General features: G+C 62.6%; 19 protein-coding genes and 6 pseudogenes. 9 read left to right on the top strand and 16 right to left on the bottom strand.

Annotated elements, in window-relative coordinates; genetic code table 11:
• Nucleotides 1-111: 111 nt before the first annotated feature.
• The 3 genes and pseudogenes from E3T47_RS03575 to E3T47_RS03570 all read right to left on the bottom strand — a co-directional run bounded on the left by E3T47_RS03575 (nucleotide 112) and on the right by E3T47_RS03570 (nucleotide 3,001).
• Nucleotides 112-1,491, bottom strand: a complete 1,380-nt coding sequence (locus tag E3T47_RS03575; protein WP_134554389.1) for a tyrosine-type recombinase/integrase — start codon at nucleotides 1,489-1,491, stop codon at nucleotides 112-114.
• A 522-nt stretch (nucleotides 1,492-2,013) separates the two neighbouring features.
• A pseudogene (locus tag E3T47_RS16670) lies at nucleotides 2,014-2,238 on the bottom strand (AAA family ATPase); the annotation flags it as partial.
• A complete protein-coding gene (locus E3T47_RS03570) occupies nucleotides 2,222-3,001 on the bottom strand; it encodes an SDR family NAD(P)-dependent oxidoreductase (RefSeq protein WP_134554387.1) in 780 nt (259 codons plus the stop codon). The gene E3T47_RS03570 and the pseudogene E3T47_RS16670, both read right to left, overlap by 17 nt.
• A gap of 477 nt (nucleotides 3,002-3,478) precedes the next feature.
• Here E3T47_RS03570 and E3T47_RS16735 point away from each other — a divergent pair.
• Both E3T47_RS16735 and E3T47_RS16255 read left to right on the top strand, forming a co-directional pair.
• Nucleotides 3,479-3,694 (top strand): annotated as a pseudogene (locus tag E3T47_RS16735) (transposase); the annotation flags it as partial.
• Between the two features lie 51 nt (nucleotides 3,695-3,745).
• Entirely contained in the window at nucleotides 3,746-4,102 is a 357-nt protein-coding gene (locus E3T47_RS16255) for a RodZ family helix-turn-helix domain-containing protein (protein WP_241981906.1), read from the top strand.
• A gap of 460 nt (nucleotides 4,103-4,562) precedes the next feature.
• On the opposite strand, the gene E3T47_RS03560 is transcribed toward E3T47_RS16255, so the two are convergent.
• The 4 genes and pseudogenes from E3T47_RS03560 to E3T47_RS03545 form a co-directional block, all read right to left on the bottom strand.
• Entirely contained in the window at nucleotides 4,563-5,024 is a 462-nt protein-coding gene (locus tag E3T47_RS03560; protein WP_166805600.1) for an SRPBCC domain-containing protein, read from the bottom strand.
• A 216-nt stretch (nucleotides 5,025-5,240) separates the two neighbouring features.
• A pseudogene (gene mobF, locus E3T47_RS03555) lies at nucleotides 5,241-6,598 on the bottom strand (MobF family relaxase); the annotation flags it as partial.
• 426 nt (nucleotides 6,599-7,024) lie between these two features.
• Entirely contained in the window at nucleotides 7,025-7,411 is a 387-nt protein-coding gene (locus tag E3T47_RS03550; protein WP_134554382.1) for a hypothetical protein, read from the bottom strand.
• Between the two features lie 148 nt (nucleotides 7,412-7,559).
• Entirely contained in the window at nucleotides 7,560-8,234 is a 675-nt protein-coding gene (locus E3T47_RS03545; RefSeq protein ID WP_277871807.1) for an alpha/beta hydrolase family protein, read from the bottom strand.
• Between the two features lie 478 nt (nucleotides 8,235-8,712).
• Here E3T47_RS03545 and E3T47_RS03540 point away from each other — a divergent pair.
• Nucleotides 8,713-8,940: pseudogene (locus E3T47_RS03540) on the top strand (transposase); the annotation flags it as partial.
• A gap of 326 nt (nucleotides 8,941-9,266) precedes the next feature.
• Nucleotides 9,267-9,590, top strand: a complete 324-nt coding sequence (locus E3T47_RS03530) for a hypothetical protein (RefSeq protein ID WP_134554371.1) — start codon at nucleotides 9,267-9,269, stop codon at nucleotides 9,588-9,590.
• A 576-nt stretch (nucleotides 9,591-10,166) separates the two neighbouring features.
• Here the strand turns inward: E3T47_RS03530 and katG are convergent.
• The 3 genes from katG to E3T47_RS03515 all read right to left on the bottom strand — a co-directional run bounded on the left by katG (nucleotide 10,167) and on the right by E3T47_RS03515 (nucleotide 13,751).
• Nucleotides 10,167-12,479 (bottom strand): catalase/peroxidase HPI, encoded by a 2,313-nt coding sequence (gene katG / locus E3T47_RS03525; RefSeq protein WP_134554369.1) that lies wholly within the window; start codon nucleotides 12,477-12,479, stop codon nucleotides 10,167-10,169.
• Between the two features lie 421 nt (nucleotides 12,480-12,900).
• Complete coding sequence (locus E3T47_RS03520; protein WP_134554367.1) at nucleotides 12,901-13,407, bottom strand: GNAT family N-acetyltransferase; 507 nt, start codon at nucleotides 13,405-13,407, stop codon at nucleotides 12,901-12,903.
• An 86-nt stretch (nucleotides 13,408-13,493) separates the two neighbouring features.
• Entirely contained in the window at nucleotides 13,494-13,751 is a 258-nt protein-coding gene (locus E3T47_RS03515) for a hypothetical protein (RefSeq protein ID WP_134554365.1), read from the bottom strand.
• A 539-nt stretch (nucleotides 13,752-14,290) separates the two neighbouring features.
• Here E3T47_RS03515 and E3T47_RS03510 point away from each other — a divergent pair.
• From E3T47_RS03510 to E3T47_RS03495, 4 genes are read left to right on the top strand one after another with little or no spacing between them, the layout of a single operon-like run.
• A complete protein-coding gene (locus E3T47_RS03510) occupies nucleotides 14,291-14,548 on the top strand; it encodes a hypothetical protein (RefSeq protein WP_134554363.1) in 258 nt (85 codons plus the stop codon).
• 13 nt (nucleotides 14,549-14,561) lie between these two features.
• Nucleotides 14,562-15,176 (top strand): nidogen-like domain-containing protein, encoded by a 615-nt coding sequence (locus tag E3T47_RS03505; RefSeq protein ID WP_338419377.1) that lies wholly within the window; start codon nucleotides 14,562-14,564, stop codon nucleotides 15,174-15,176.
• Nucleotides 15,164-16,765 (top strand): PxKF domain-containing protein, encoded by a 1,602-nt coding sequence (locus E3T47_RS03500; protein ID WP_134554359.1) that lies wholly within the window; start codon nucleotides 15,164-15,166, stop codon nucleotides 16,763-16,765. Before E3T47_RS03505 ends, E3T47_RS03500 begins: the two co-directional genes overlap by 13 nt.
• Nucleotides 16,765-17,232, top strand: a complete 468-nt coding sequence (locus tag E3T47_RS03495; protein WP_134554358.1) for a hypothetical protein — start codon at nucleotides 16,765-16,767, stop codon at nucleotides 17,230-17,232. Before E3T47_RS03500 ends, E3T47_RS03495 begins: the two co-directional genes overlap by 1 nt.
• A 1,035-nt stretch (nucleotides 17,233-18,267) precedes the next feature.
• Here E3T47_RS03495 and E3T47_RS16250 read toward each other — a convergent pair.
• From E3T47_RS16250 to E3T47_RS03470, 5 genes and pseudogenes are all read right to left on the bottom strand, one after another.
• Nucleotides 18,268-19,074 (bottom strand): annotated as a pseudogene (locus E3T47_RS16250) (aminotransferase-like domain-containing protein); the annotation flags it as partial.
• A pseudogene (locus E3T47_RS16245) lies at nucleotides 19,032-19,907 on the bottom strand (glutathione S-transferase C-terminal domain-containing protein); the annotation flags it as partial. The pseudogenes E3T47_RS16245 and E3T47_RS16250, both read right to left, overlap by 43 nt.
• Nucleotides 19,908-19,981: 74 nt before the next feature.
• Nucleotides 19,982-20,284 (bottom strand): hypothetical protein, encoded by a 303-nt coding sequence (locus tag E3T47_RS03480; RefSeq protein ID WP_134554356.1) that lies wholly within the window; start codon nucleotides 20,282-20,284, stop codon nucleotides 19,982-19,984.
• A 31-nt stretch (nucleotides 20,285-20,315) separates the two neighbouring features.
• The gene (locus E3T47_RS03475) at nucleotides 20,316-20,618 is read right to left on the bottom strand and encodes a hypothetical protein (RefSeq protein WP_134554354.1); all 303 of its coding nucleotides are present in this window, start codon (nucleotides 20,616-20,618) and stop codon (nucleotides 20,316-20,318) included.
• Between the two features lie 74 nt (nucleotides 20,619-20,692).
• On the bottom strand, nucleotides 20,693-21,574 hold the full coding sequence (locus E3T47_RS03470) for a helix-turn-helix transcriptional regulator (protein ID WP_134554352.1): 882 nt from the start codon (nucleotides 21,572-21,574) through the stop codon (nucleotides 20,693-20,695).
• Nucleotides 21,575-21,717: 143 nt separating this feature from the next.
• Here E3T47_RS03470 and E3T47_RS03465 point away from each other — a divergent pair, with 143 nt between their 5' ends.
• The gene (locus E3T47_RS03465) at nucleotides 21,718-22,485 is read left to right on the top strand and encodes an SDR family oxidoreductase (RefSeq protein WP_104195822.1); all 768 of its coding nucleotides are present in this window, start codon (nucleotides 21,718-21,720) and stop codon (nucleotides 22,483-22,485) included.
• A gap of 99 nt (nucleotides 22,486-22,584) precedes the next feature.
• Here the strand turns inward: E3T47_RS03465 and E3T47_RS03460 are convergent, their stop codons facing one another.
• A complete protein-coding gene (locus E3T47_RS03460) occupies nucleotides 22,585-22,962 on the bottom strand; it encodes a TM2 domain-containing protein (protein WP_198416577.1) in 378 nt (125 codons plus the stop codon).
• Nucleotides 22,963-23,410 lie beyond the last annotated feature (448 nt).

Raw genomic sequence — 23,410 nt, 5'->3', positions numbered from 1 at the left:
TCAATACGACGTTTACTTCCCCGGTGCCTCCCCGAGCTTTTGCACGAACTACTTGCGGTCCGATGCGTAGGTTGCATGGTGGTTCATTCACCCTCGCCGGATATGCCAAATTCATTCCGGCGGCGCCAACCGCTGCATCACCTCCGCCGGCTCCGACTTCACCGTCCGGTCCGGTTCCGCGTAGTGAGCCTTCGTCGAGGAGGTGGAGGTGTGTCCGAGCAAGTCGGCGGCAGCCCGCATGCCGAGTTCGTTGGCGAGCAGCGTCGCGCCCGTGCGGTGGAAGGAGTGTGTAGAGATGTTCAGGCCCTCGAGGCCAGCATTCCGGACGATCCCCCGGAACGTGCGCCTGACGTTGTATGGCGCGAGTGGAGTGCCCACCCTTGAGTAGAACATCAGGTGCTCCGTCTCCTCCGGATCGAGCAGTGCCAAGCGCTGGCGAATAACCTCGACAGCGAAAGGCGGCATGCCAATAACTTGGTTCGACTCGTGGGTCTTGGGATGCTCCTGCCGGTGAACGCCGGCTTTGTTGTGCACGACGAGCGTCCCGCTGATGTTTCCCCGCGGCGGGTCGGCGTCCAGGTCGACGTCGCACTGCCGGATTGCGAGCACATCTCCGATGCGAGTGGCGGTGGCGAGCATCACCTCGATGAGGTCCCGCACCTGCCAGTCTGATCGCGGGCCCGTCCCGCCCTTCTCCGTGCGCCATTCGCTGGATGCGAGGCGTATCGCAGCGATCTGCTCCGGGGAGAGAGGCTTCGGGGTGTGCGGGGGTTTCTTCATCCGCGACGTCTCCTTCATGGGATTGCGCGGGATGATGCCCCGCCGCACTGCGAATACCAGGATCATTCGGAGAATCGTGCGGGAGTGCTTTGCTCGCGAATAGGACTTTGCTCGCTGCTGCCTCAGGAAAAGCTCGATGCGCCCAACGGTCACTTCGCGAATGGTGAAGTTCTCGAAGAAGGTTAAGACAAGCGCGCGCAGTTCGCGTTGGTAGGTGTCTTTCGTGCCTTGGGAACGGACGACGTCGAGCATCACGTCCTCCAGCCAGGCTGCCGCGAGCAGCGGAAAGGGCGAGCTGGCATCGACGGAGTCGCCGACGCCACCAGATCGCAAGCGTGCAGCCAGGTCGGCTTTGAGCGCTGCCTGTGCCGCGTTGCGGCTTTCACATGTTGCGCCGACATGCCGATTGTCCGTCCCAGTCGGGGAAGACGGTCGTCGCCCTAAACCGTCCTGGGCCGAGCTTGACGGTTGTGATCGAGCCGAAGGTGCTGATCGGCAGACCTGGTCGCCCCGCCTCCAGCGATCGCCTCCACGACGGCTCATAGCCAGTTCAGGCTCGTGCAGCCCGTCCAGCCGTTGCCGCACATCGGAGACCCGATAGCGAATCTCCCGGCCGACTCGAATACCTGAGGGGCCACGACCGTCGGTGCGCATGTCGTAGATGGCCTGCGCCTGCACCCCGAGATATTCGGCGAGCTCGCTTGTCGTCAAAACGGGCTCAAGACCCAGCCGAAGAGTTTTTCAGTGTCCACAACCCGAAGGTGATCGAGGTCACCCCAGATGACTCGAACCGGGTCGTGCACCTTCTCTGAAAGCAATTGAAAAAGGCGGATATTTTTGAATAAACAATGGGTGCATCAAGACTTGCCCTTTCGGTACAGACAAGAAACCCCGATCAGATCAAATTAATCGTAGGGCGACCGGGACTTGAACCCGGGACCGACAGTTTGCGCCGCGACCTTCTTCAGCTACCCGTCCTACGCACCAAACCTCGACGCGTCTCGAGTTATCGAGAGCTGATCAAGTTATATTTGCGTGAATTGTCATCACTTCTATCTCGACACCTCGTTCCATCTCGGGCTGAAGCGGTCAATCTCGAAGCGATAAGTGGTGCATAAACCTGCTTGCGTCAAGTCTTCACGATGTAGGTGGACGGCACGCTGCATTTTGCATCACGTTTAGGCAATTTAACTGGCCGTCGCGTCGATATCTCCCGCAGGGCCACAGAGGCTAGGCGTAGTCACCGACTAGTAGAACCTTCGCGCCCGCTGAAGCAGCAAGCGCCGTGATCCAGTCCAGCGGTAACGTGCCAGCCAAGGAGGCCTCGTCGATGGCTGCCAAAGCCGCGTCAAGTCCAGGCTGACACCAGCAATGCGAAAGGAACTGCGCCGTCGCGGACTCCGCAACTATCGCTGCGCTTCGCCGCCTGTTCCTTCGCGGCTCAGGCCAGCGGCCCATGGCAGAGCGACCCGCCATCGACCAACAGGGTCGTTCCGGTGACCCACGCCGCATCATCCGATGCGAAGAAGACGGCAGCCCCGGCAATATCATCCGGGCTGCCCAACCGGCCAAGCGGGATCGCCTTCTTCGCCGCCGCCAGAGCGGAGCCCGGCGTCTGTGAAACGAGGTCACAGTACTCGTGCATCATCGGGTTGTCAATGTAACCCGGCGCGATCGCATTCACCCGGATGCCGAACGGCCCGAGGTCAAGCGCGTTCTGCTTCGTGATGAGGTCGACCGCGCCCTTGGTCGCGGCGTACACCGCGGATTGCGCGAGCGGCAACACCCCCTGGATGGACGAAATGTTGATGATGCTCCCCCGGCCTGCCTCCTTCATGACGCGCGAGGCGAACTTCGTGCAGAGCAGCGTCCCACCGACGTTGACGTTCATCACTCGCTCGTAGTCCGTGTAATTGAGGTCCCACACCTGCTCGACGACGCCGGTACCCGCGTTGTTGACTAGCACGTCAAGTCGGCCAAAAGTCGCAACGGTCTGCTCGATGAGCCCCTGCACGCTGGACTCGAGGGTGATGTCGGTCGTGATGGTGATAACGCGCCCGCCCTCCGCGGTAATCGAGGCAACCGCGTCGGCCCCCTCCTCCGCCGAGCGCTGGGCAAGCACAACCGATGCTCCCTCCCGGGCGAATCGCGACGCGATGCCTAGGCCAATCCCCCGCGCGCCTCCGGTGACGATCGCGACCTGTCCGTTCAAACGTCCCATGTGTCTTCCTCCTCGTTTTTGTTCTCGGTCGACCACGGCCAAATGACCCGGCGGAGGACGGCGAATGTTCCTGCCCGTCGACCATTGCCGGTCACGTCCCGCTGAGTGGTGTAATTCCTCGTCACCACGCGGGTCAGAAGTTTTAGTTTAGGCCGCAGCGAGTGCTGGGATCATCACCGCCTCATCGATGACCTCGATGGGATTGTTCATGGCGGCCAGCTCGCGGCACGCTCCTCAGCCAGCAAGGCACGCACCGCGAGTATCAATCAGATCCACGCACTGTGGGTCAGCACGCCCGAGGCAGTCCGACAGGATTTTCGTCGCTTACACGGCGACAAACTAGCGGTCGCTCTCGCGCGCACACGTCCGGCGCCGAGGACCACTCTGGAGCTGATAGCTCGAGCATCCACGAAACGGCTCGCGCAACGCCACCAGGCGCTGACGGCAGACATTGCTCATATCGATCACCAACTCCGCTTGCTTGCCAGCCGTCAGAACCCAGCTCTCCTGGCCGTAAGCGGAGTCGGCCCATACGTTGCCGCGCACCTGCTCGCCACCGCCGATGACAATCCAAATCGCATTACTACCAAGGTTCAATTCGCAGCCCTCTGCGGCGTCGCACCGATACCAGCATCCTCCGGAACACGGCAGCGCTTCCGTCTTTCTCGCGGTGGTGACCGGCAGACCAACGCGGCCTTGCACCGCATCGTGCTGCTTCACAAACGCCACAAGGAACAGCGGACTATGGCCTACATCGCCCGGCGGACTATGGCCTACATCGCCCGGCGGACCGCCGAAGGCCTCTCCGACCGCGACATCGTCCGCTGCCTCAAACGCCGCGTTGCCAACGCAATATTCGCATTGCTCACCCAGAATCCCACTATCGCGCTACCTATCGGACCGCGGCTGCGACAACGCCGTCAAACCCGCGGCATCGTCCTCACTGAGGCGGCCAAACAACTCGACGTCCCCTACCAACGCCTACGCCGACTCGAGATAGGACAACGTGCTGACACCAATCTGGAAGTCGCCTTCAGCGCATGGCTCGACGACAAAACTCAACAAATCAATCCGGAACAAAAAGTCGCTTGTCATCGATAGGAGCATCCACTCGGCGGGACGGGAACCAAGAACAAATGAAAGTCGCCGTGGTCATCTGGCACAACCGAAATCAGGCAGCATTCCGCGGAATTCCGCGGATGTCATGGCACTGAACGTACGCGTCGCGCCGGAGAAATACGGCCTGATTCTGGTCAGTTTATGGGTTTATGGTTAATGTCTGGTCGGGTTGAATCGCCCGATAGTGGCTTGTCACGACACCGGCAAGGTAGCCCTAGTCTGCGACCGGCTGAGTATTTGAGGTTTGGGGGCCGTCCAATATGGGCGCAACAAATCTTCTGATCAAGGATAAAAATGGCGGGCTATCCCTAGAACTCACGGGCGGCGGAATCCCTGGCAGATTTTGGGCGCTTTCACTCACATCTTCTGCGCTCCGCCAAATAGTCCTCTACCGGCCGAGCAACGTGGCCAACTCGTCGAGCGCCTCCCCCGTAATCGTGAACTACTCCGTGACACCCTCGAACAGGATCGCGAGCTCGTCGAGTTCGACGTCCCAGCCCTCTCGGTTCTGCTCAAGACGTTCACGACGGTAGCGGGTGGTGCCGGGGAGTGTGTCGAAGCCCGATTCGATCACCGTGACATCCGTCCCGGAACCAGCATCGGCGATGGTGAAGCGCACGTGCGTCGAGTACTCGTCAAGCTGTTCGGCGGGGATCCCCGACCAACGGAAGCCGAACGAGCCGTCAGGCACGACCTCGGTGATTTCGATCGGAAAGCTGCCGTAGTCATCCCAGTTGATGCTGCCAGTTGCACCGGGCTCGAGCGCGGCGAACTCCACACCGTCGCCAAACCACTTGACCATCACCTCGGGATCGGTCAGCGCCTTCCAGACGTCTGCGCGCGAGGCTTCGATGTGCACGGTGCGGGCCACGGTGTGCCCCTTGATTCTTGCGTGATCAGACACGGTGTTTCCTTCACGTTCAAGCCGAGCGCGACGGGACATTGCCCGCCGAGCGGCACGTCAACAAGTTCTGCAACCGCGCCTCATCGAGCCTACCCATGATTGCGTATCTGTTCACGGCCGGGCGGGCGCTGTGAACGCGGAAGCAACGCATCAGAGGTCGGTCCGTGGGAGCCCAGAGCGCATGGACGCCTCGCGAGCTCAATCAGTCGCCTGGCGTGCGAGCTCTGGAGGTGTGAGGCGCAGGGACGCGCGCTCGGCGGCATCCACTATGAGGCCGACGACGGCTTCTCGATCGGATGCCGACGTGAAACGGTACGGCATCGTTTGGCGCGCGGCCTCGGCCGTGAGGTTCCAGTGCCGCCAGGTGGTCCGCTTCTCGCTGACGGCCGTCATCACGCTCACCCCGAGTGTATCTAAGGCGTCGCGCGGCAAGTCCTCTGCGCGCAGCAACACAGGTGACGACGCGGCGACCGTCAACGTCGAAATGTCGTGTCCGAGCACGTGTGCAGCGCCTTCTCGCCATGCCGCCGTGAGGTTCGCCAGCGAGTGCATCTGTTTCGCGGGTCGCGTGGCGAGCGTGGCCTGAGCGCGCAGTTTCGTGATCGTCACGGGCTTCGGACGATGCCCGTGGCTGGTCACGTAGGCCTCGATCAGCCGGTCGGTCTCGACATCGATGTGCCGGGATCGCGTTGAGAATTCCGCGACGAGCGCTTCGGGACCAGTGCTTATCGCCCACGCGGGTTGGCGATCGCGCCCCCGCTCGCGCCTCTGCTACTGCACGCCGAGCGATCGCGTGAGCTCGTCAGCAAACAGGGTCTCGTGCAGTTCGGACAGCGCCACCACGGCCTCGTGCATCGGCCGGCCGTCGAGCGAGCGCCACTTGCCGTCGAGCACGGTCTGCACCTTGTTGCTGATCACGACGTGCGTGTGCAGGTGCGGGTCGCCGGCCCGGCTGTCGAAATGGTCGAACGCCGTCGCGATCAATCCGGTCACGTCGACCTGCGCCACCGCGCCACCCTGCCCGGTGGTGCCGGTGCGCGTCGCCGCGACCTCGCGCTCCATGTAAGCCAGCACTTCGGCCACCGCCGCATGGTGGGCCTGCACGATGCGCTCCTGCGTGGCCGCGTCGCCGACACCCCAGAGGATGCTCGCCGACTTCGGAATCAAAACGTAAAGTCATAACCGGCCACGGCGCGGCGGCCTTCTGAGCCCGGCTGTTCGAAAGCGGATGCCGCGGCCCGCTCGCTAAGTCCGCCACCGTCGTCGCGTGGCCCGTCCAAGGCGCAGTCGGCAGCGGTGCGATACACCGGATATACACGACCGAGGGGTTCGCCGGTCACCGGGTCCCGGCCCAATCCAATGATCAGTTGCAGCTGCGCCTCGGTGACGACATCGTCTTCAATAATGAGTCCCTCGCCGAGGCCGCGAAGGCCACCGCCCATCCACCGACCCGGCGGCGCGCCTTCCTCGGTGTAGTAGCGCGTGAGCGGGGTCGACAGCAGGCGCTTGCCGTCACCAGCGGCGATCGTGCGCAGCAAGTACTTGTACCCATCGCCGGCACTCATCACCCGCATCGACACCGCGCCCACCTTCACCGTCACAACGGAGGTGCGCCTCGATCTGCAAGAGGCGTGGGACCGCGTTTTGTATACGCTGCGGTACTGAGGCTGGGTGGTCAGACCGGCCGAAGACGCTACGAGCTCACGTCGATCAGATGTGACATTCAGCGGACCGGTATCCAGCCCTGCGCATGGTGCGACTATGCCTCCCCCGCATTAGTTTTCGACCAGGTTGAAGATGCTGCCCAAAATGCATCCCGGACCTTGTCGATCTGCAATTTGAGGTGCGCGGGTAGCACGGGAAGAGGCTCCTTTGGGGAAGTGCAAGCTAAGCACTCGGGGGCGCCTGGCGGTGAACAACGGCCGGCCGCAATGCGGTAAAACCCTCGCAGAATATCAGAGGGTCAGACACTTCCAGAGTCGTGGCTCAGATCTAAGCTTTCAGCGGCCTACTGACCTTGCCGGGCCCGACACCCCCTGCGACCCAGCACGTACCAGCTTGACCGTTCGTGCGATGAACGCAATCAGCGCGAGGGGCACCGAGAAGAAAAGAAAATACATGGCCACCGTCTTCAGGCTCGTCGCAGTGCCTGCTGTCACCGTTGGCTGAGCGGATGCGTAAACCAGCACGAAATACCCCACCGCAGCGATGACAACGCTCAGCACAAGGGCGGCGATGAGCGCCTTAAACCCGTTGCCGCGCAAGATTTGCACGGCGCCATCGAGAAGGAAGGCGAGAACGAAGGGCAGTACGCCGGCGAGAACAAACACCGCCCCGTAAGCGGCGAAGACGGGAACAAGCCCGGCCAAAAGATCAGATGATGTCACGCTCGGCTCCCCACTGCTACTGAATTATTCTGAATCTAGCAGACCCGCCGTCTACCCTCGGTGAAGGCCGGTGTTCTCGAACGAGCGGTAAATTGACTCCCACCGACTCCGCACGCTTACCTTCTTCCACGTGGCGGATATTTCCCCGCTATACGGTCACCTGAAAGTTGCTTATCCGCGAGGTGACGACTCCACGCCAGCGATCCGAGTTCCAGGTCATCGTGTGATCTGCGTGGAATGACTCGAGGCCGACCATGTTGGGGCGTTGCGACCGGAAGCGCGTCGACAGCGCGAACGGCGACGATGCGTCAAGGGCGCCATGAAGGATGACCGTCGACACCGCCAACTCGTCGGCGCGCGCGATCCAGTCGAAGATACGCAAAGCCACGGGGTGAGCGAGGCGGCTCACGCGCGACAGCAGCAACCAGCCGAGCCACGGCTGCGCGAAGGCGCCCGTCCAGGCGGGCAGGCCCGACCGCATGCAGTTCGCCTTGATCGTGGCGACCCAGTCGAGAACGGGAGATTCGAGCACAAGCCCGACGACGATGCCGCGGAGCAGTGGATCAGCGGCGAGCTGGAGGGCAATAGCCGCACCCATCGACCACCCGAAGAGGATGACGGTGTGCGCGCCGTTCTCGCGGGCGAAATCCACGGCCGCGCGCACGTCATCGACCTCTGTAGCACCGAACTCAGATCTCCCGGTGCCCATCATTGGACCTTCACCATCGTTCCGATACGTCACGACGAGCGACGTCAAACCGGCCTCCGAGGCAACCTGCACGCCATACAGGGTTCCGGCGCGCGTGCTTCCGAGACCGTGAATATGGATGACCCACGTTGTCGACGACGTGCCTTGAGGCGCGATGGGTCATGCGGGCGCCGGGCCGACATCCGTCGGTACGTCGACATCCGACGACTTCAGGCCAGCATCGGCTGGGGTCTCGAAGTAAATGCCGCTCCAGGATACTCGTTGGCCAACCGCCAAGCCCTCGCGCGACTCCCCCATAACCTCGCGGCCCACGAGGTGCGGACCGCGGTCTTGGACGTCGGGCCCCAGCCGGACCCAGTTGCCGGCCTCGACCGAACCGCGCCAACAGCGCAAGGGTGTCGTCGGTGGAGACTCTGATTTCAGCGGAGGTTGTCGAGAGCAGCACCCTCGGGCAGGAGTTCGGCGAAGAAGTGGCGTCTTCGCGCTGCCCGGCTGCGGTTGCTGACCAGGTCGAATGGCACCGACCCGGAGAGGATCGTGCTGCCGAGCCCAAAGGTCCCGATCGCATTTTTTTCCGTGACGAAATCAAACGTGCGACGGTCCGTTCCGCCCAGGCTCCAACGAAAACACCAACGGGCTGCTGCGCCAGTATTTCCCCAAGGGCACCGACCTCTCCGTCCATTCACCCGAGCGGCTCCTGGAAGTGGCCACCGAACTCAACGATCGACCGCGCAAAACACTCGACGGCAGCACACCCACTCAAGCCATGCAACGACTACTCTCAGACCCAGAAAAACCAATCGTTGCGACGACCGGTTGAATCCGCCGAACCTTGACCGGACCGCTGAAAAATCACTGAGGCCGAGCGATGTCGCCGCCTGTACTCCTTCGGAAAGTCTGGATCGGTTTTTCCACGGTGGTGGCCGCCTCACATTCGTGCGGCACTCCCGTCAGGGCCGGGGGTTACCCCACGCTATTGGACACACCGGCGACCGACCCCCGGGTCTCTAACTGAAGGCTAAAGAGACGAAATTAGGCGACCTCTGCAACAAGCTCGGCATCACCCAGCAGACGGTGTACCGCCATGTTTCACCGAGGGGAAGCTGCGCCCTGACGGTGAGAGGCTCTTCTCTAAGAAATAGCGAATTGGAGAACCTTCGCGTCATTTTCGGCGGAGCCGATGTCGCACGTGCGGGGAGTGTTGCTGGTGCTCTCATCGCGACAAAGGACGCACGTATTATTGCTGGTGTAACGGGCGTTTCGCTTGCATTAGATCATTCGATTAGGGGCATCGTGGCAGATAAAGTTTTTTGGTGGGTCGCAGCCGTACTCACGATGGTCCTGGGAATTGTCCTGTTTGCGAGTGCTTTGGGCATGTGGATCAACGGGGTCATCTTTGTTACATATGGTCTTGCCATAGGGCTCGCGTTTAAAATCCTGTACTCCCGGGGCGGTGTTCGAAAAGACTAGGTGAAGAAGCGTGCGCCAGAGGACCACGCTCTTTTTGGACTTTGGTGTGTCGTCGGTGATTTCCCGCCGATGGTGGTCGATGCGCTACCTAGGTGTCATAGTATGCCGCCATAGAGCGCCAAAGGTCACTTATCTGGATTGCCTGTACGAGCTATTGCAGGACCGGTGGCGATCGCTCGTGCTCCGTCCGTTGCGGAACCTCTACCGGTCACGCGCATTCCTCATCGGGACAAGACCCCGGAAGGTTCAGGCCTTACGAGCCGCCACAGAGAACATCAGCGGCACCCTCTCGCGACCCGAGGCCAAAGCAAATCCGGCCGGCGTCTCTACGAGTGGGGGCAACGGCTTCCAGGGCATAGCGGCCAGTCCACCCTCGCAGGCCGTCGAGGTGCGAGTGTGGTCGACCACGTGCTGCCCGCGGAGGATCCTTGGCCGTCCCCAGCCTGATCAATCCGTGCAACGTTCGGCTCGCGGCCTCAAGCGTCGTTCGGTCAAGGCCTCGACGGCTTGGAGGCTCAGCGCGTGACCGCGCCGTGCCTCCACGCCGTCAGCTCGCCGGGACGCGACCTCCGGGGGTCAGGCGGCCATCGCCCCGTAACGCTTGTGGCCATTGACGTCGTAGCGGTCGAGCATCATGACCTTCGACCAGACGCGGATGAATGCGCGGACGAACCGCTCTTGCCCGTCGCTGCCCGCGTAGGCGTCGGCGATCGACCGCAGTTGCGCGTTCGAGCCGAATACCAGGTCATTCCGGGAGGCCCTCCAGCGAGCCTCGCCGGTCGCCTGAACCCGACCAGTGAAGGTCATCGCGGTCTCGTCGTCCTTCGTCCAGATGAGGTCGGTGTCGGTCAGATTCACGAGGAAGTCGGTCGTCAGGGCTCCGACGTGATCCGTGAGCACACCCACGTCGGACCCGTCCCAGTTACTGCCGAGCACGCGGAGCCCGGCGTGCAGGACGGTCCACTCCGGCGCGGTGAGAGTGAACAGGTTCGCCTTGTCGAGGAATGCCGCCTCGGGCGCGACGCCCGGAGCAAACTCTTCGAAGCGCTCGGACACGAAGTTGCGGAACCCGTCCGCAATGGGTCGCAGCCACTCGAACATCTCGATGTCGGTCAACTCCTGCGTCGTGTCGACACGGCCTGGCGTAAACGGCACGCTGGCGTCAGATCCTGCCGCCCGTGCCGCCTGCTCCACGGCGGCGCTGCCGGCGAGGACGATGAGGTCGGCGAGAGACACCTTCCGTCCGCCCGACGTCGCCGTGAAAGCCGCCTGCACGTTCCGCAGCGCGTCGATGACTGGGACGGTGCGTCGGTTGACCGCCCAGTCTTTCTGCGGCGACAAGGCCAGGCGGGCACCGTTCGCCCCTCCGCGCTTGTCGCTGTCGCGGTAGGTCGAGGCGGCGGAGAACGCCGTGTAGACGAGGTCGGACACGGACAGCCCGGTCGCGAGGACGGCTTCCTTGAGCGCTGCCACGTCGCCCTCGTCGAGTGAGGATCCTGCTGCGTCCGGGAGCGGGTCCTGCCAGAGCAGGTCGTCGGCGATGGTGACCTCCGGGCCGAGGTACCGGTGCTTCGGCCCCATGTCGCGGTGCGTGAGCTTGTACCAGGCCTTCGAGAACGCGAGGGTGAACAGATCGAAGTCGGCCAGGAAACGCTCGCATATGGCCCGATACTCCGGGTCGACCTTGAGTGCGATGTCCGAGGTCATCATCATGAGCGGGTACATCTGACCGGGTACGTGGGCGTCCGGAGTCTTCGGCGCCTCCGAGTCAGTCGGTGTCCACTGCAGCGCGCCGGCCGGGCTTTTCGTCTGCTCGTAGTCGTACGCGAACAGGTTCTCGAGGTAGGCGTTGTCCCACTGTGTCGGGTTCGGAGTCCAGCTGCCCTCGATGCCGTTGGTCGAAGTGTGCTCGGCACTACCGGTACCCACCGGGTTGTGCCAACCGAGCCCCATCGACTCGATCGGGGCTTTCTCGGGTGATGGTCCGATGTCGGATGCGGGTACCTGGCCGTGGCTCTTACCGAACGCGTGGCCACCGGCGATCAATGCCACCGTTTCCTCGTCGTTCATCGCCATCCGCGTGAACGTGATGCGAATGTCGCGTGCTGAGCCCAGCGGGTCGCCGTTCGAATAGGGCCCCTCAGGGTTGACGTAGATGAGCGCCTGGTGCGACGCGGCCAGGGGGCTCTGCAAGTCGTAGTCGGCGTCGCCGTTCTGACCATGCCAGCGTTCGTCGCGGCTCACCATCTCGTCAGGGCTCGCGACCGCGTGCGGGTTCCAGACCTCCGGGCCCCACCAGGTGCCGTCGTCCGGTTCCCACGCATCGAGTCGTCCACCACCGAAGCCGTACGTCGGCAGGCCCATCAACTCGAGGGAGCAGTTGCCGGTCAAGACCATCAGGTCGGCCCACGACAGAGCGTTGCCGTACTGGTGCTTGATCGGCTGTAGGAGTCGTCGTGATTTGTCGGTGTTGCCGTTGTCCCACCAGCTTCCGATTGGTGCGAACCGCTGCATCGCGGTGCCCGCTCCGCCACGGCCGTCGGCAATTCGGTACGTGCCGGCGGCATGCCAGGCCATTCGGATCATCTGTGGACCGTAGTTGCCGTAGTCCGCCGGCCACCAGTCCACCGATGTGGTGAGCAGTCGCTTAATGTCCGACTTGAGCGTCGTGAGGTCGATCGTGGCGAAAGCCGCCGCGTAGTCGAAGTCCGCGCCGAGCGGGTCGGCGTCTACGCCGTTCCGGTGGAGAAGCTCAACCCGGAGACGCTGCGGGTACCAACTGTCCAGGGTCGGCGACTGACCGAAGGTGCCACCGAGGTGGTCGCCACCTGCTGGCAGCGCACCGCTCATGTGGAAACTGCATGTGTTGGTCTGGTCGTCAGTGCTCATTGATGCTCCCTGTGTGCTTTAGCTGGATGAGAAACGGTGTCGTCGGGGTCACAATATAACGATTAGCCGCCGCATCGCAGCGGCGTCAATCTGTGGTGCAGCTATGCTTCGACGCTGCTGTGAGGCGGTGCGTCGCGGGCTGCCGACGTGACGGGAAGCCCGATAAAGAGATCGTATTCCCGCAAGGTGCGCGTGGCCTGCCAAGAAAGTGACTGACTTCTAGACGGTGGTGGTGCAGTGGCCGAGCGCACGACGGCCAAATCAAATAAAGCCCTGCGCCGATTGCTGTGGTGCGGGCGGTGCGAAGCCCGGTGAAACCGACGCCGGAGGATGGGGATGTCGAGAGCTTGATTTCCGCGAATCGTGTTCCGCTCGCGGTGACCTGGGAGCACCCCCGCCAGAGGCTCCTAGTGGGGAACGGTTATCGGGGCAGCTCATCAGTCAGGTCGAAGTTCATTTGAATACGCCGGCCGTACCCAAGTCCTCGCTGTTGCTCTGCCGCTGACAGATCACGAAGAAAATCAGAATCGGGATCACGCTCGATGAAACCACAGTTCAAGTGGAAGGGCGCATTTCGTGGAACGTCCGTGAACGTTCGCAAGGTAACCCGTTTGCATCCGCGCAGTCGTGATTCGCTCTTGACTGCCTCGACGAGCGCGCGCCCATGCCCGCGGTGTGCCGCCGACGGCATGACCGACAGCTGCTCGAGATGACTGCTGCCAGGGACTTCGAGGACATGGGCAAACCCGATCGGGTCCGATCCCGGAATTTCGCTGGCTACGAGGATGAAGCCACTCTGCAGTGAGGGCGTCGTATAAGAAGGAGCAGGCCGCCAGTCGACTATCGAGAACACGGTCGCGAACAGCGCATCTGCTTCATTCTCGATCGCTTCAAGAAACTCCAGGTCGTCGGCCGTCGCCTGTCGCACAAAAGTCCTCCATATGACTCCGAATGTAGCTTGACGAAGGGTGCCGTAAGCCGGACCCTCACGGGTTGCTTATGGCGGATCGCGCGCTAGCTTTCAGGCGAGTCATCCTGAGACTTGTCGAGCGCAAATTTTTGCAGATAGCGGCGACGACCGTAATAGATGAACGCCGCTAGCCCGCAGATGAACTGAATGGCACCGAGTACCAACACGAATATGTCACCCGGCTCGCCCTCCCCCTCAGCGATCCGAAGCAAAACTTGCGCCCGGCCAGCGACAGCGAGGACCGCGGCCGCCAGGATGATGACGGTGCTTCGCGTCTTGCTGATCGGGGGTATCGAACCCATGCAGCCGAGCATACGCTCGGAGAAATTTGCGTGTCGCTCATGCGACCGCCCGTAAGCCGGACGTCCACCGGCACACCTGGGCACACGATCGCTGGCTCTGAGTCCGTTCCCGAAAGGGGAACCCTTTCCGGGCCGGTCAGAGCGTGTTGCCTTGGCTGACTTCAGCGACCACGGAACACCATGCCCTTCTTGCACCACAAAAGGCACAATCGCTGGATCCATCAAGCACCCCTCCTGAGTAGTCCCGTCTGTCGAACCCAGCCCTCATCCGATTCTGAGCGCTCCCGTATGACAAAGCTTCCCCGCCATGCTGCGGGGAAGCTGCGACAGACCTTGTCGGCTGCATACATGCGTTGTCCGAGGTGACGCGCCCGACCTTCGGGGATCCCCGTTCTGTGAGGAACGCGGCGACTCGGATCAGGCACCCAAACGGGGTATTGCTGCACCAATGTGAATCTCGCTAGCTTCCGAATCACGTCTGAATCACGTCTGAACGAGGGGGAACCGTGCAGCTGAAATGGGTTCGAAACACGGCAGCGATGGCGGTGCTCGCTGTGCTAGCTGGTGGCTTCCTAGCAGTGGAGCCAGCTCAGGCGATAGGTGGTGCGGTCATCGACTCGGCCGATTGCATGCAGAACGAGTTGAGAGCGAACGATGATTCTTATTCCAGCCAGGTGCAGCTGCCGTTCGGCGTGGACTTCTACGGCACGTCGTTTGAGAGCTTGTGGGTGAACAACAACGGCAACGTGACATTCGACGGGCCGTTGAACACCTTCACTCCTTTTCGGTCTAGCTGATACGCGCGCCAAGATCATCGCTCCGTTTTTCGCGGATGTCGACACTCGCGGTGTCGGTTCCGAAACCGTGCGCTATGGCTGGGGAACCACAACCTATGAAGGCCAGCGTGCCTTCTGTGTGAACTGGGTCGACGTCGGCTATTACAGTGCAAGTACCGACAAGCTCAACAGTTTCCAACTGCTCCTGGTCAACCGGGAAGACGCTTCCTCCCCTGGCGCCTTCGATATCATCTTCAACTACGACAAGGTCCAATGGGAAACAGGCAGCGCCAGCGGCGGGACGGGAGGGCTCGGCGGAACCTCAGCAGTGGCAGGTTGCTCGAACGGCAGCGGCCGTGACGGCACCTCCTACGAGCTCTTCGGCTCCTCGGTCAATGGGGCTTTCGTCGACACGAGCCCCACTGGGCTGGCTAACACCAGCACCGATAGCTCCGTCACCGGAAGACACGTATTTCGGGTCCGCGGCGGCAGCGCACCGCTGACCCAATACGTCGCGCTCGGAGACTCGTTTCAATCCGGAGAAGGCGCGGGCGCGTACCTTCCCAACACCGACATTCCCGGCAACCGCTGCCACGTTCGGCCTACGCATACCCGAAACGACTCGTCGACGCTGGCGTGGTCAACCTGAATTTGGACTTCGGAGCCTGCAGCAACGCAGTGATCGACGATCTCTCAGTCGGCTACGACCCCAACCGCCCGCCTTACACCGACGGTATTGCGCAACTCGATCGCCTCGGTAGCAGCACAAAACTGGTCACCCTGGGCATCGGCGGCAACGACATGGGGTTCGCGGATGTGCTCAAAGGCTGCGTAACGGCGCAGCTCGGCGACGCTCTGAACCCGTTCGTTGATGCCGCGTGTGAACCGGAGTATGGCGACAGCGTCGATGACAGACTTGAAGTCATGATCGACAAGGACAAGCTGGGAACCATCTACAAGGAAGTCAGGCGCCGCGCTCCATTTGCTCGCGTGCTGATACTCGGATACCCACGCTTCTACGTCGAAGGCGGCCAGCACAACGCCGCCCACGACGACTATTGCGCCGGAATGCGCATGACAGATCAGCGGTGGATCAACCGTGAGATCAGACAGTTCAACAGTGCCATCAGCAATTCAGCGCGGTCTCTCGGCCTCCAATACGTCGGCATCTACGACACTCCTGCTGGCCACGAGTTGTGCGGTCCCAGCGCCGACCTCTTCCTCAACGGGATCAAATTGTTCGATCAAGTCGAGTCGTACCACCCGAACGAATTCGGCCACGAATTGATCGCTCGCGACGTCACCGCGGCACTGCGAGCACCTTCTCCAGGGACGCTCTTCAATGTGCATCCTGGTGAAACCATCGACTACTCCTTCCAGCCCTCAGGGGGCGACCTTGACGCATCCACCCAGTGGCCCGGTAGCGATGTGGTGCTGTCTCTGACATCCCCATCAGGCCGTGTCATCGGGCGAGAAACCAGCGCCACCGATGTGAGCCACGAAGTCGGTCCTACTTTCGAGAGCTACCACATTGCGAACGCCGAGGTGGGGCAATGGACCGCGACACTCTTCGGTGCGCAGGTCGCGCCGCAGGGCGAGGAGACTCGTTTGGACGTCTGGCAGGCGCCACCTGCCAACCTGGATCCCACGGCAAGCATGTCTCTGGCCTCCGCAGGGCGTTCGATCACGCTCGATGCAGGCGCGAGCGCCGACGCCGACGGCAGCATCGTCGAATATCTCTGGGAGTTCGGCGATGGCAGCACGACTACCGGACGTCAACTCAGCCACACTTACACCACCGCCGGAACATACTTGGTGACGCTCGCAATTCGAGATGACGAAGGCGGGGAAGCATTCGTTTCGGCGGATCAGCTTGTTGAGGTCCCGAAATATGAATTCAGCGGTTTCCGCTCACCCGTGGATGCCGCACCGGCCTTCAACCAGATGAAGGCAGGCAGGGCTGTGCCATTGAAGTTCGCGCCGGGCGGGGACTTTGGGATGGACATTCTGAGCGCAGGTTCGCCGTCTTCAACAGCGACCGAATGCGCAACAGGCGCAGCCATAAGCAACGTAGAAACGACCACAACCGCAGGCAACAGCTCACTGTCATACGATGCGGCGAGCGGAACGTACACGTACGTCTGGAAGACCGCGTCCACATGGGCAGGCACCTGCCGAACATTCACACTTACGCTCGATGACGGCAGCTCCGACGTCGCCAAATTCAAGTTCAAATAATGATGACGCAGAGCGGTAAAGAGGCGGAGTCGGCTCTCGGCGTGGGCGCGGTTCTGGCCTGGGCAGGGATCCTCGTCCTGTGGTCGGCCCTCGTCGTTTCATGCACAGGGCTCTTGGGTCGTGGTGCTTACATGACCGTGTACTTCGCAGCAACCGGCGAGGCACTCGCAGAAGCCCGGACCGGAAACCTGTTGATCCTCGTCGGCTCACTCGGCCTGTTCATCGCCGCGGTTTGGGCACGGCTAATGCGCGTGCCGCTTTGGGCTTGCATCCTGGTCGCTGTTCCGGCGGCTCTCGTTGGGGGGCTCTCGCTTTTTGCTGGCGCCACTCTAATTCCGGAGCTAAGTTACCTTCTGGCGGTACCCATTGCCGCTGCTGCCCTCATAAGCGTTCTGATCCTTGCCCGGCCGATCCGCCGCAACCCAGTGACGATTGAACGTGCCTCATCCAGGTCCGACGAGGCGTAACCATGCAGCCACCCCGGTCACGTGGCTGGTCGGAACTCCAATCGCGCGGGCGGCAGCAGGCATACGTACCCGTGCACAACGCGGTGCCTAGTACGGCCCGGTCACGGGATACCTGGACTCCATCGCAGCCCTAATCTAGCGGTCTGTTCCGGACAATCAACGCCCGGGCTTCCCCGCCGCTCTTCGGTGGTGGGAAGAACTCCAGCAGGTCAGTGTCCTGCATCGCGCTCATGAGCAAGACCGGCCCATGCGACATTCTCCAAGTCGGGTATCACGGCCCATTCTCCCCTCGTCGGCCTGGTTTGCGGGCTGGTCCTCGCCAGGCCGCTGCTTCGCGCTGGCTCCGTTCCCCCAACGCGCCCGTTGACCATCAGGAATCAGACCGAGCCTCCGCTCGCCGGCGGCGAGTGCTAATTACTATCCATCGAAAGATGGCGGCATTGACAGCGGCCAAAAGGAAGAATCCCAGGTAGTACAACGCCGCGCTCAGCGACAGTGCTCCGACGGCCAATTCTTCTGGCCCCGATCCTTGCGATGAACCCAGTGAACCGGCAACGTAATACGGAGTTGATAGCGGCAGCGTCAACACAACGATGAGTAGAACAATCGATTCGGCTGCGCCCGTCCCCGCTCCCACGTCAAAGGCGCGCATCACGCACACCGACGCAACGAGCCCGCCGACTGCCGCCAAGTAAGCGCCCATCATCGCAACGGCCCAAGAGGGCAGGCGGCGCTTCCGAGTCGGTTTTGTGCGGTCAGTCGTCATCTCCGAAAGCTACAGGACGCGCCCGACCCCGGGCAATAAGCCATGGCAATCGTGCCCTTGTCCTTCGAGTTACTCCGACCAACGAGTGTCAGTTGACGGACGTCGAACGCGACAGATCTGGGGCCAAACCACCCCGCGACCGAGTCCGCCGAAGTTGTGTCACACGGGAACCCCCTACGGGACGGCTGAGATATCAGTCCCGCGGTGGCGCTAACTATGCACGGTGCGCTCGCGCTGATAACGCTCGCGGACCGCGGGCACGGGCGCCGTCAGCGGTTGGACAAAAGTGCTTGGCCGATGATGCGGGCTCCGTCGGGAAATGCCCCCGGGTTCGGCCCGGAGTAATTGAGCCTGATGAAGGGGCCGGTGGCCTCGGCCGGGAACCAACTCGAGCCAGCAGCGATTAGGACCCCGGCTGCTTCGCAGTCTGCGACCAGCCGCTCGAGGTTGGTCCCGTCGGGCAGGCGAGCCCACAGATTGAGACCACCAGCCGGAACGGTGGTTACGTGGGCGTCGGGTGCATGCTCGCGCAGACTCGTCAGTAACAGATCTCGTCAGGCCCGCAGTTGCGGGCGCAGGTTGCGGAGGTGGGTCTGCCACCCGGGCTGGGTGACGACGTCGAGTACCGCGGCTTGAAGGAGCCCGCTGACGTACATCGATTCGGCGCTGCGGTCGGCGAGGATGCGTTCCTTGGCGGGACCGCGGGCAATAATTGCCGCCACGCGGAGGGATGGCGAGACGCTTTTGGTGAGGGATCGCACATAGACGACATGGCCGGCGTCATCGCGCGCGGCGACAGGATGCGGATCGGTATCGATGCCGAAGTCATGGGCCCAATCGTCCTCGACCAAGAAGGCGCCATGCGCCCGAACGACGTCGAGGATGTGCGTCGTGGTGGACTCTGACCACTGTGCGCCCGTGGGGTTCGCATAGGTGGGCTGCGCATAGAAGACGCGCGAACCAGTTTCCTGGAACGCCCGAGCGAGCTCGTCGGGATCGGGCCCCTCGGGTCCCGAGGGAACCGGGACCACGTTCCGCTGGGGTTGATCTCGCTGTGCGTCACGTAATAGTGCGCCTTGATCCGCTCAAAGTCCATGGTGTCACCGAACCCGGGCGTCTGAAACAGGTCACGCGCGTATGCCCAGAGCACCGGCATTTCGCTGAGCTTGTTGCGGTTGCACTTGAAGTGCCCGTGGTACACGGCATCGAAACGAGCCAGTGTGGTGAACAGTCGCACGTCGGCTTCGGTGATGGTGTCACCAACCAGAAACCGCTGCCCCCTGAGCCGTTCCTCAAGCCAGTCCAGTCGGGCGAACAGTGCGTTGTAGGCCCGTTCGTAGCTTTTCTGGCTGCCGGCGAATCCGCACTTGTACACACCGTTGTTCACGTCGTGAAAGATCAGGTTGGCGACCTCGTCGATCTCCGACCGAAGGGCTTCGGGGTAGAGGTCAGGGGCTCCGACCCGGTGGTGCTCGACCCACTCACTCTCGAAATCGAGGGTGATCTGCGGGTAGTTGTTCGTAACGACCTTGCCCGATGGCACGTCCACAATCACGGGCACGGTGATGCCACGGGGGTAGTCGGGAAACCGGGCGAAATAGGCGCGTTGAATCCGGTCGATTCCGAGCACCGGGTCGACTCCGCCCGCATCGAGGTCGAAGGTCCAGCTGTTCTTATCGTGGGTGGGTCCGGGCAGTCCCAGCGAGATGACCCCTTCAAGACCCAGCAACCGCCGCACGATTGCGGTGCGGTTCGTCCAGGGGCATGCCCGCGCGGCCACAAGGCGATATCGACCGGTCTCGACGGGTCAGCCGTCCCGCGCGTCACGGGTGATGCAATCTTCGATGTAGTTGGTGTCGCGATCGAAGGGCTGGCCGGGTTCGATGTAACGGGGCGTCAGGTTGGTCATGCTTTCACGCTACAACGAATGCCTCCGTGCCAGCCGGTGTGTTCCTGCCTGCCGGTGCGTAGCGCACCGGGTGATTAGATCTGTTCGGCGATTTCCGCGTCGGAACGGGCGTCGACGATGCCCCACATCATGTGGGTGGGGCCGCTGCCGTCGCTGCGCGGCTCGGCCGGGCGAGACGCCCAACGGTTCGCGACCGCCGCGCTGCCCAACGCGGCCAGCGATGAGGCAATGGTGCGGTGCAAAATCTTGCCGGCAATGACCCGCCCGTCTGGAGCCAGCCGCCAGCCGCGCTTATGCGCGATCACCTGGCCGATCTCGTCGTCGCTCAGCCACCGCGAAAAGCTGCGATCCGGGGCGCCAACGTCGGTGAGTTTCATGATGATCGTTCCATGAAGATCACTGTATCGGCTACTCGGCCGAGGCCTGCAGATGATGAATGGCCCACCCGGTGGCGTCGCCGAGGGAGACCAGCAGCGTCTCAGCAGCAGCCCGGGCGTCGCTGTCACTCCGCGGATCGGTGACGTCGATGGCCAACGGGGGCGCTTCGCCGAACTTCGGTACCTCCACCGTGACGCGACCCCCGTCGGGCAACGCGACGAACGGATGCGCCGCGCTACCCTGCACGGGCCGGCCCACAACCTGAGAAATCGCGCTCAGCGCCTCCGGCTTGGTCACGGCCGCCACCACAATGATCGTTGCCTGATAGCGCATGGGTCTCCTCTGATAACGCGTCTGATCAACGCGGTCGAGCCGAATACCCTGACCCTAGCGCTGCTGGTGCCCGGTCACCCGGCAACGGTGGTTTCTGGGCTCCGCGCCGGCCGTGTCTGCTGCACGTTCCAGGCGGCCAGAATGCTCAGCGCATCGGCGGACGGCGAGCCGACCGGGGCGCTGTACACAAACAATTCCTGATCCGGTTCTCCGGCAACGGCAAAGTTCTCGAAGTCCACATCGATGCGCCCGACCACGGGGTGCACCAGCCGTTTGATGCCGAAGGTGCACTCGTAGACCCGATGCTCGGCCCACATCGCTTCAAATTCGGGGCTCTGCTCCATCAGCTCCTTGATCAGCATTGTCATGGCGGGGTCGTGCGGGTGCCTCAACGTGTCCCGTCGAAGGATCGCGGCCACATCCGCTGCGATCAGGTCCCAGTCCTGGTAGTACGACCGTGCAGACGGGTCGAGAAAGGTCCAGTGCGCCAGGCTCCGCCGGTGACCCGTGCGAGCGCCAAAGTCGGCCATCAGCGCCACCGCGAGGGAATTCATGGCCAGAACCTGCATCCCCGGTCCCAGCACGAAGGCGGGGGAGCCGGTGAGGGAATCCATGATGCCCTGCAGCGGCGCGCGCACCGTGCTCGTGCGTCCCCGCACGTCGAGCCGCCCACCCGTCGACGCTGACAACAGCGTGAACAGGTAGGTGCGCTCGGTCTCGTTCATGCGCAGGGCCACGGACAGGGAATTGATCACCGCGTCGGATGCCTGGGTCACGCGGCCCTGTTCCATGCGGGCGTAATAATCCACGCTCACCCCGGCTATTCCGGCAACTTCGTCCCTGCGCAATCCCGGCACCCGCCGCACGGCCCGGTTCAGGGGCAGTCCCACGTCGCCGGGCGCAAGCCGAGCCCGGGCAGAGCGCAGAAAATCAGTGAGGGTGCCAGCGGTGTCCATGACTCCAGTATCGCCCAGGCCGGCTGCACATCAGCCGGGGACAACTTGTCCTAGGAAGACGGGGGCGCGGTTGTGCGGGCATATCCGGGCGCTCCGATGGTTCCCCTAGGTGTGGGCATTCACGTCCGCACGAAAGGAACACCATGACTTTGTCCGCAAACCTCAACGGCCGCGTCGCGGTCATCACCGGCGCGTCGAGCGGAATCGGTGAGGCAACTGCACGTCAGCTCGCTTCCCGCGGCGCATCGGTTGCACTGATCGCGCGTCGCGCTGACAAGCTTGAAGCGCTCGCCGCTGAGATCACCGCCGCCGGCGGAACCGCGCTCGTGATCGTCGCGGACGTGACGGATGCCGACGCCATCAGCCGCGCCGCCGCCACCGTTGAGAAGGAGCTCGGCACCACGAGCATCCTGTTCAACAACGCCGGCATCATGCTCCCCGCCCCCATGCAGGAGCACGCCGTCGATCAGTGGAAGCACCAGATCGACCTCAACGTCACGGCGCTCGTCACCACCATCGGTGCGTTCGTCGACCAGCTCGTTGTCAGTGCCGCGAAGGGCGGCCCCTCGGACCTCATCAACACGAGCTCCATCGCCGGGCAGAACATCTTTCCCAACTTCTCGGTGTACTCCGCCACGAAGGCGTTCGTCACGCACCTGACCACCACACTGCGTGTGGAGCTCGGTGCACAGGGCGTGCGCGTGGGATCGATCGCACCGGGGCTTGTGAAGACCGAACTGGCCGGTCACGTGACCGACGCCGGCGTGTCGGATTGGATTGCCGGTGCTGACGACAGCATCACACTGCTCAACGCTGAAGACATCGCCGAAATCATCACCTTCACGGTGAGCCTCCCCGCACACGTGAATCTGCAGCACATCGCCGTCCTTCCCACCGGACAGCCCTCGTAACGCAGCCGCAGCACCGAAACGCCCCCGACCTCCTGTACCGAGGCCGGGGGCGTTTCGGTGTGATGGGTGAGGTGAGCCGGTCAGCCTCCCACCAGCACGTCAAAGATCGCGCTGAGGCCCGACACGGCGGCCGACACGAGGACCCCCACCACCGTGACCAGCCAGGCCGTTTTTTTTGTTCGCGTCGAAACCGGACAGGGGCAGGCCCTGCCTGTCACGCTGTGAACCGGTCAGCACGAGAATCAGATCGATGAGCCACCAGAGGCCGAAGCCTCCCAGAGTGATCAGTTTGAGTGTTCCGGTCTCTGCTTTGCCCAGATAGAACCGGTCCACGGCGAGAAATCCGAGCAACCAGGAGAACAGCCAGGTTGCTACGAAGGAGCGATCCGACACGGGGGCGTAGCCGGAAGATGCGGGGTACGGCGGGTGACTCGCAGACAGATTGCGCGCGGCGCGGTCGGCTTTTCCTGTGCTCATCGGACTTCTCGTCTTCGGGACCACGCCGTTGCCGCCGCCGGTTCGACACAGGCACGTCAACGACGAGCAAAACGTTGCCCCTATTCTGGCCACTCCGCTGGTGCCTGTCGACCCTCAGACTCGGGTTTCATTCACCGCGTGCGCAGCGCAATGAGCGCTCGGCCACGCGCTGAAAAACCGGGGGAACCGGGACATAATGGCTGAATCCAGCAGTCAGCGCACACTCACCGAGGAGAATTTCGATGACCACTCTGAACCCGTATTTGGGCTTTCGCGACGGTCATGTCCCATTGAGTGGTGTGGTTTCCCCGCTTTGAGCGTTGCTTCGTCAACGCGAGGAGCCATCGTGGGATGGTCAGTGGGGACCGGCTAAAGCAACTCACGAAGGACACCACACGACCCTTCTATGGTTGAAGTCAAGCAGTAAGGGTCGCCAGTGAGCGATAGA

This window comes from Cryobacterium ruanii, from assembly GCF_004404055.1.
GTDB classification, from domain to species: domain Bacteria; phylum Actinomycetota; class Actinomycetes; order Actinomycetales; family Microbacteriaceae; genus Cryobacterium; species Cryobacterium ruanii.
The sequence above is the reverse complement of the archived record's forward strand: the minus strand, read 5'-3'. Positions and strand labels throughout refer to the sequence as shown.

Coding starts and splice junctions, on each gene's coding strand:
- E3T47_RS16255 (WP_241981906.1), top strand. CDS start 3,746: ATGGCCTACATCGCCCGGCGGACTATGGCCTACATCGCCCGGCGGACC.
- E3T47_RS03570 (WP_134554387.1), bottom strand. CDS start 3,001: ATGGGACGTTTGAACGGACAGGTCGCGATCGTCACCGGAGGCGCGCGG.
- E3T47_RS03465 (WP_104195822.1), top strand. CDS start 21,718: ATGACTTTGTCCGCAAACCTCAACGGCCGCGTCGCGGTCATCACCGGC.
- katG (WP_134554369.1), bottom strand. CDS start 12,479: ATGAGCACTGACGACCAGACCAACACATGCAGTTTCCACATGAGCGGT.
- E3T47_RS03510 (WP_134554363.1), top strand. CDS start 14,291: ATGGCGGTGCTCGCTGTGCTAGCTGGTGGCTTCCTAGCAGTGGAGCCA.
- E3T47_RS03480 (WP_134554356.1), bottom strand. CDS start 20,284: ATGAAACTCACCGACGTTGGCGCCCCGGATCGCAGCTTTTCGCGGTGG.
- E3T47_RS03470 (WP_134554352.1), bottom strand. CDS start 21,574: ATGGACACCGCTGGCACCCTCACTGATTTTCTGCGCTCTGCCCGGGCT.
- E3T47_RS03495 (WP_134554358.1), top strand. CDS start 16,765: ATGATGACGCAGAGCGGTAAAGAGGCGGAGTCGGCTCTCGGCGTGGGC.
- E3T47_RS03515 (WP_134554365.1), bottom strand. CDS start 13,751: ATGGGTTCGATACCCCCGATCAGCAAGACGCGAAGCACCGTCATCATC.
- E3T47_RS03475 (WP_134554354.1), bottom strand. CDS start 20,618: ATGCGCTATCAGGCAACGATCATTGTGGTGGCGGCCGTGACCAAGCCG.
- E3T47_RS03460 (WP_198416577.1), bottom strand. CDS start 22,962: ATGAGCACAGGAAAAGCCGACCGCGCCGCGCGCAATCTGTCTGCGAGT.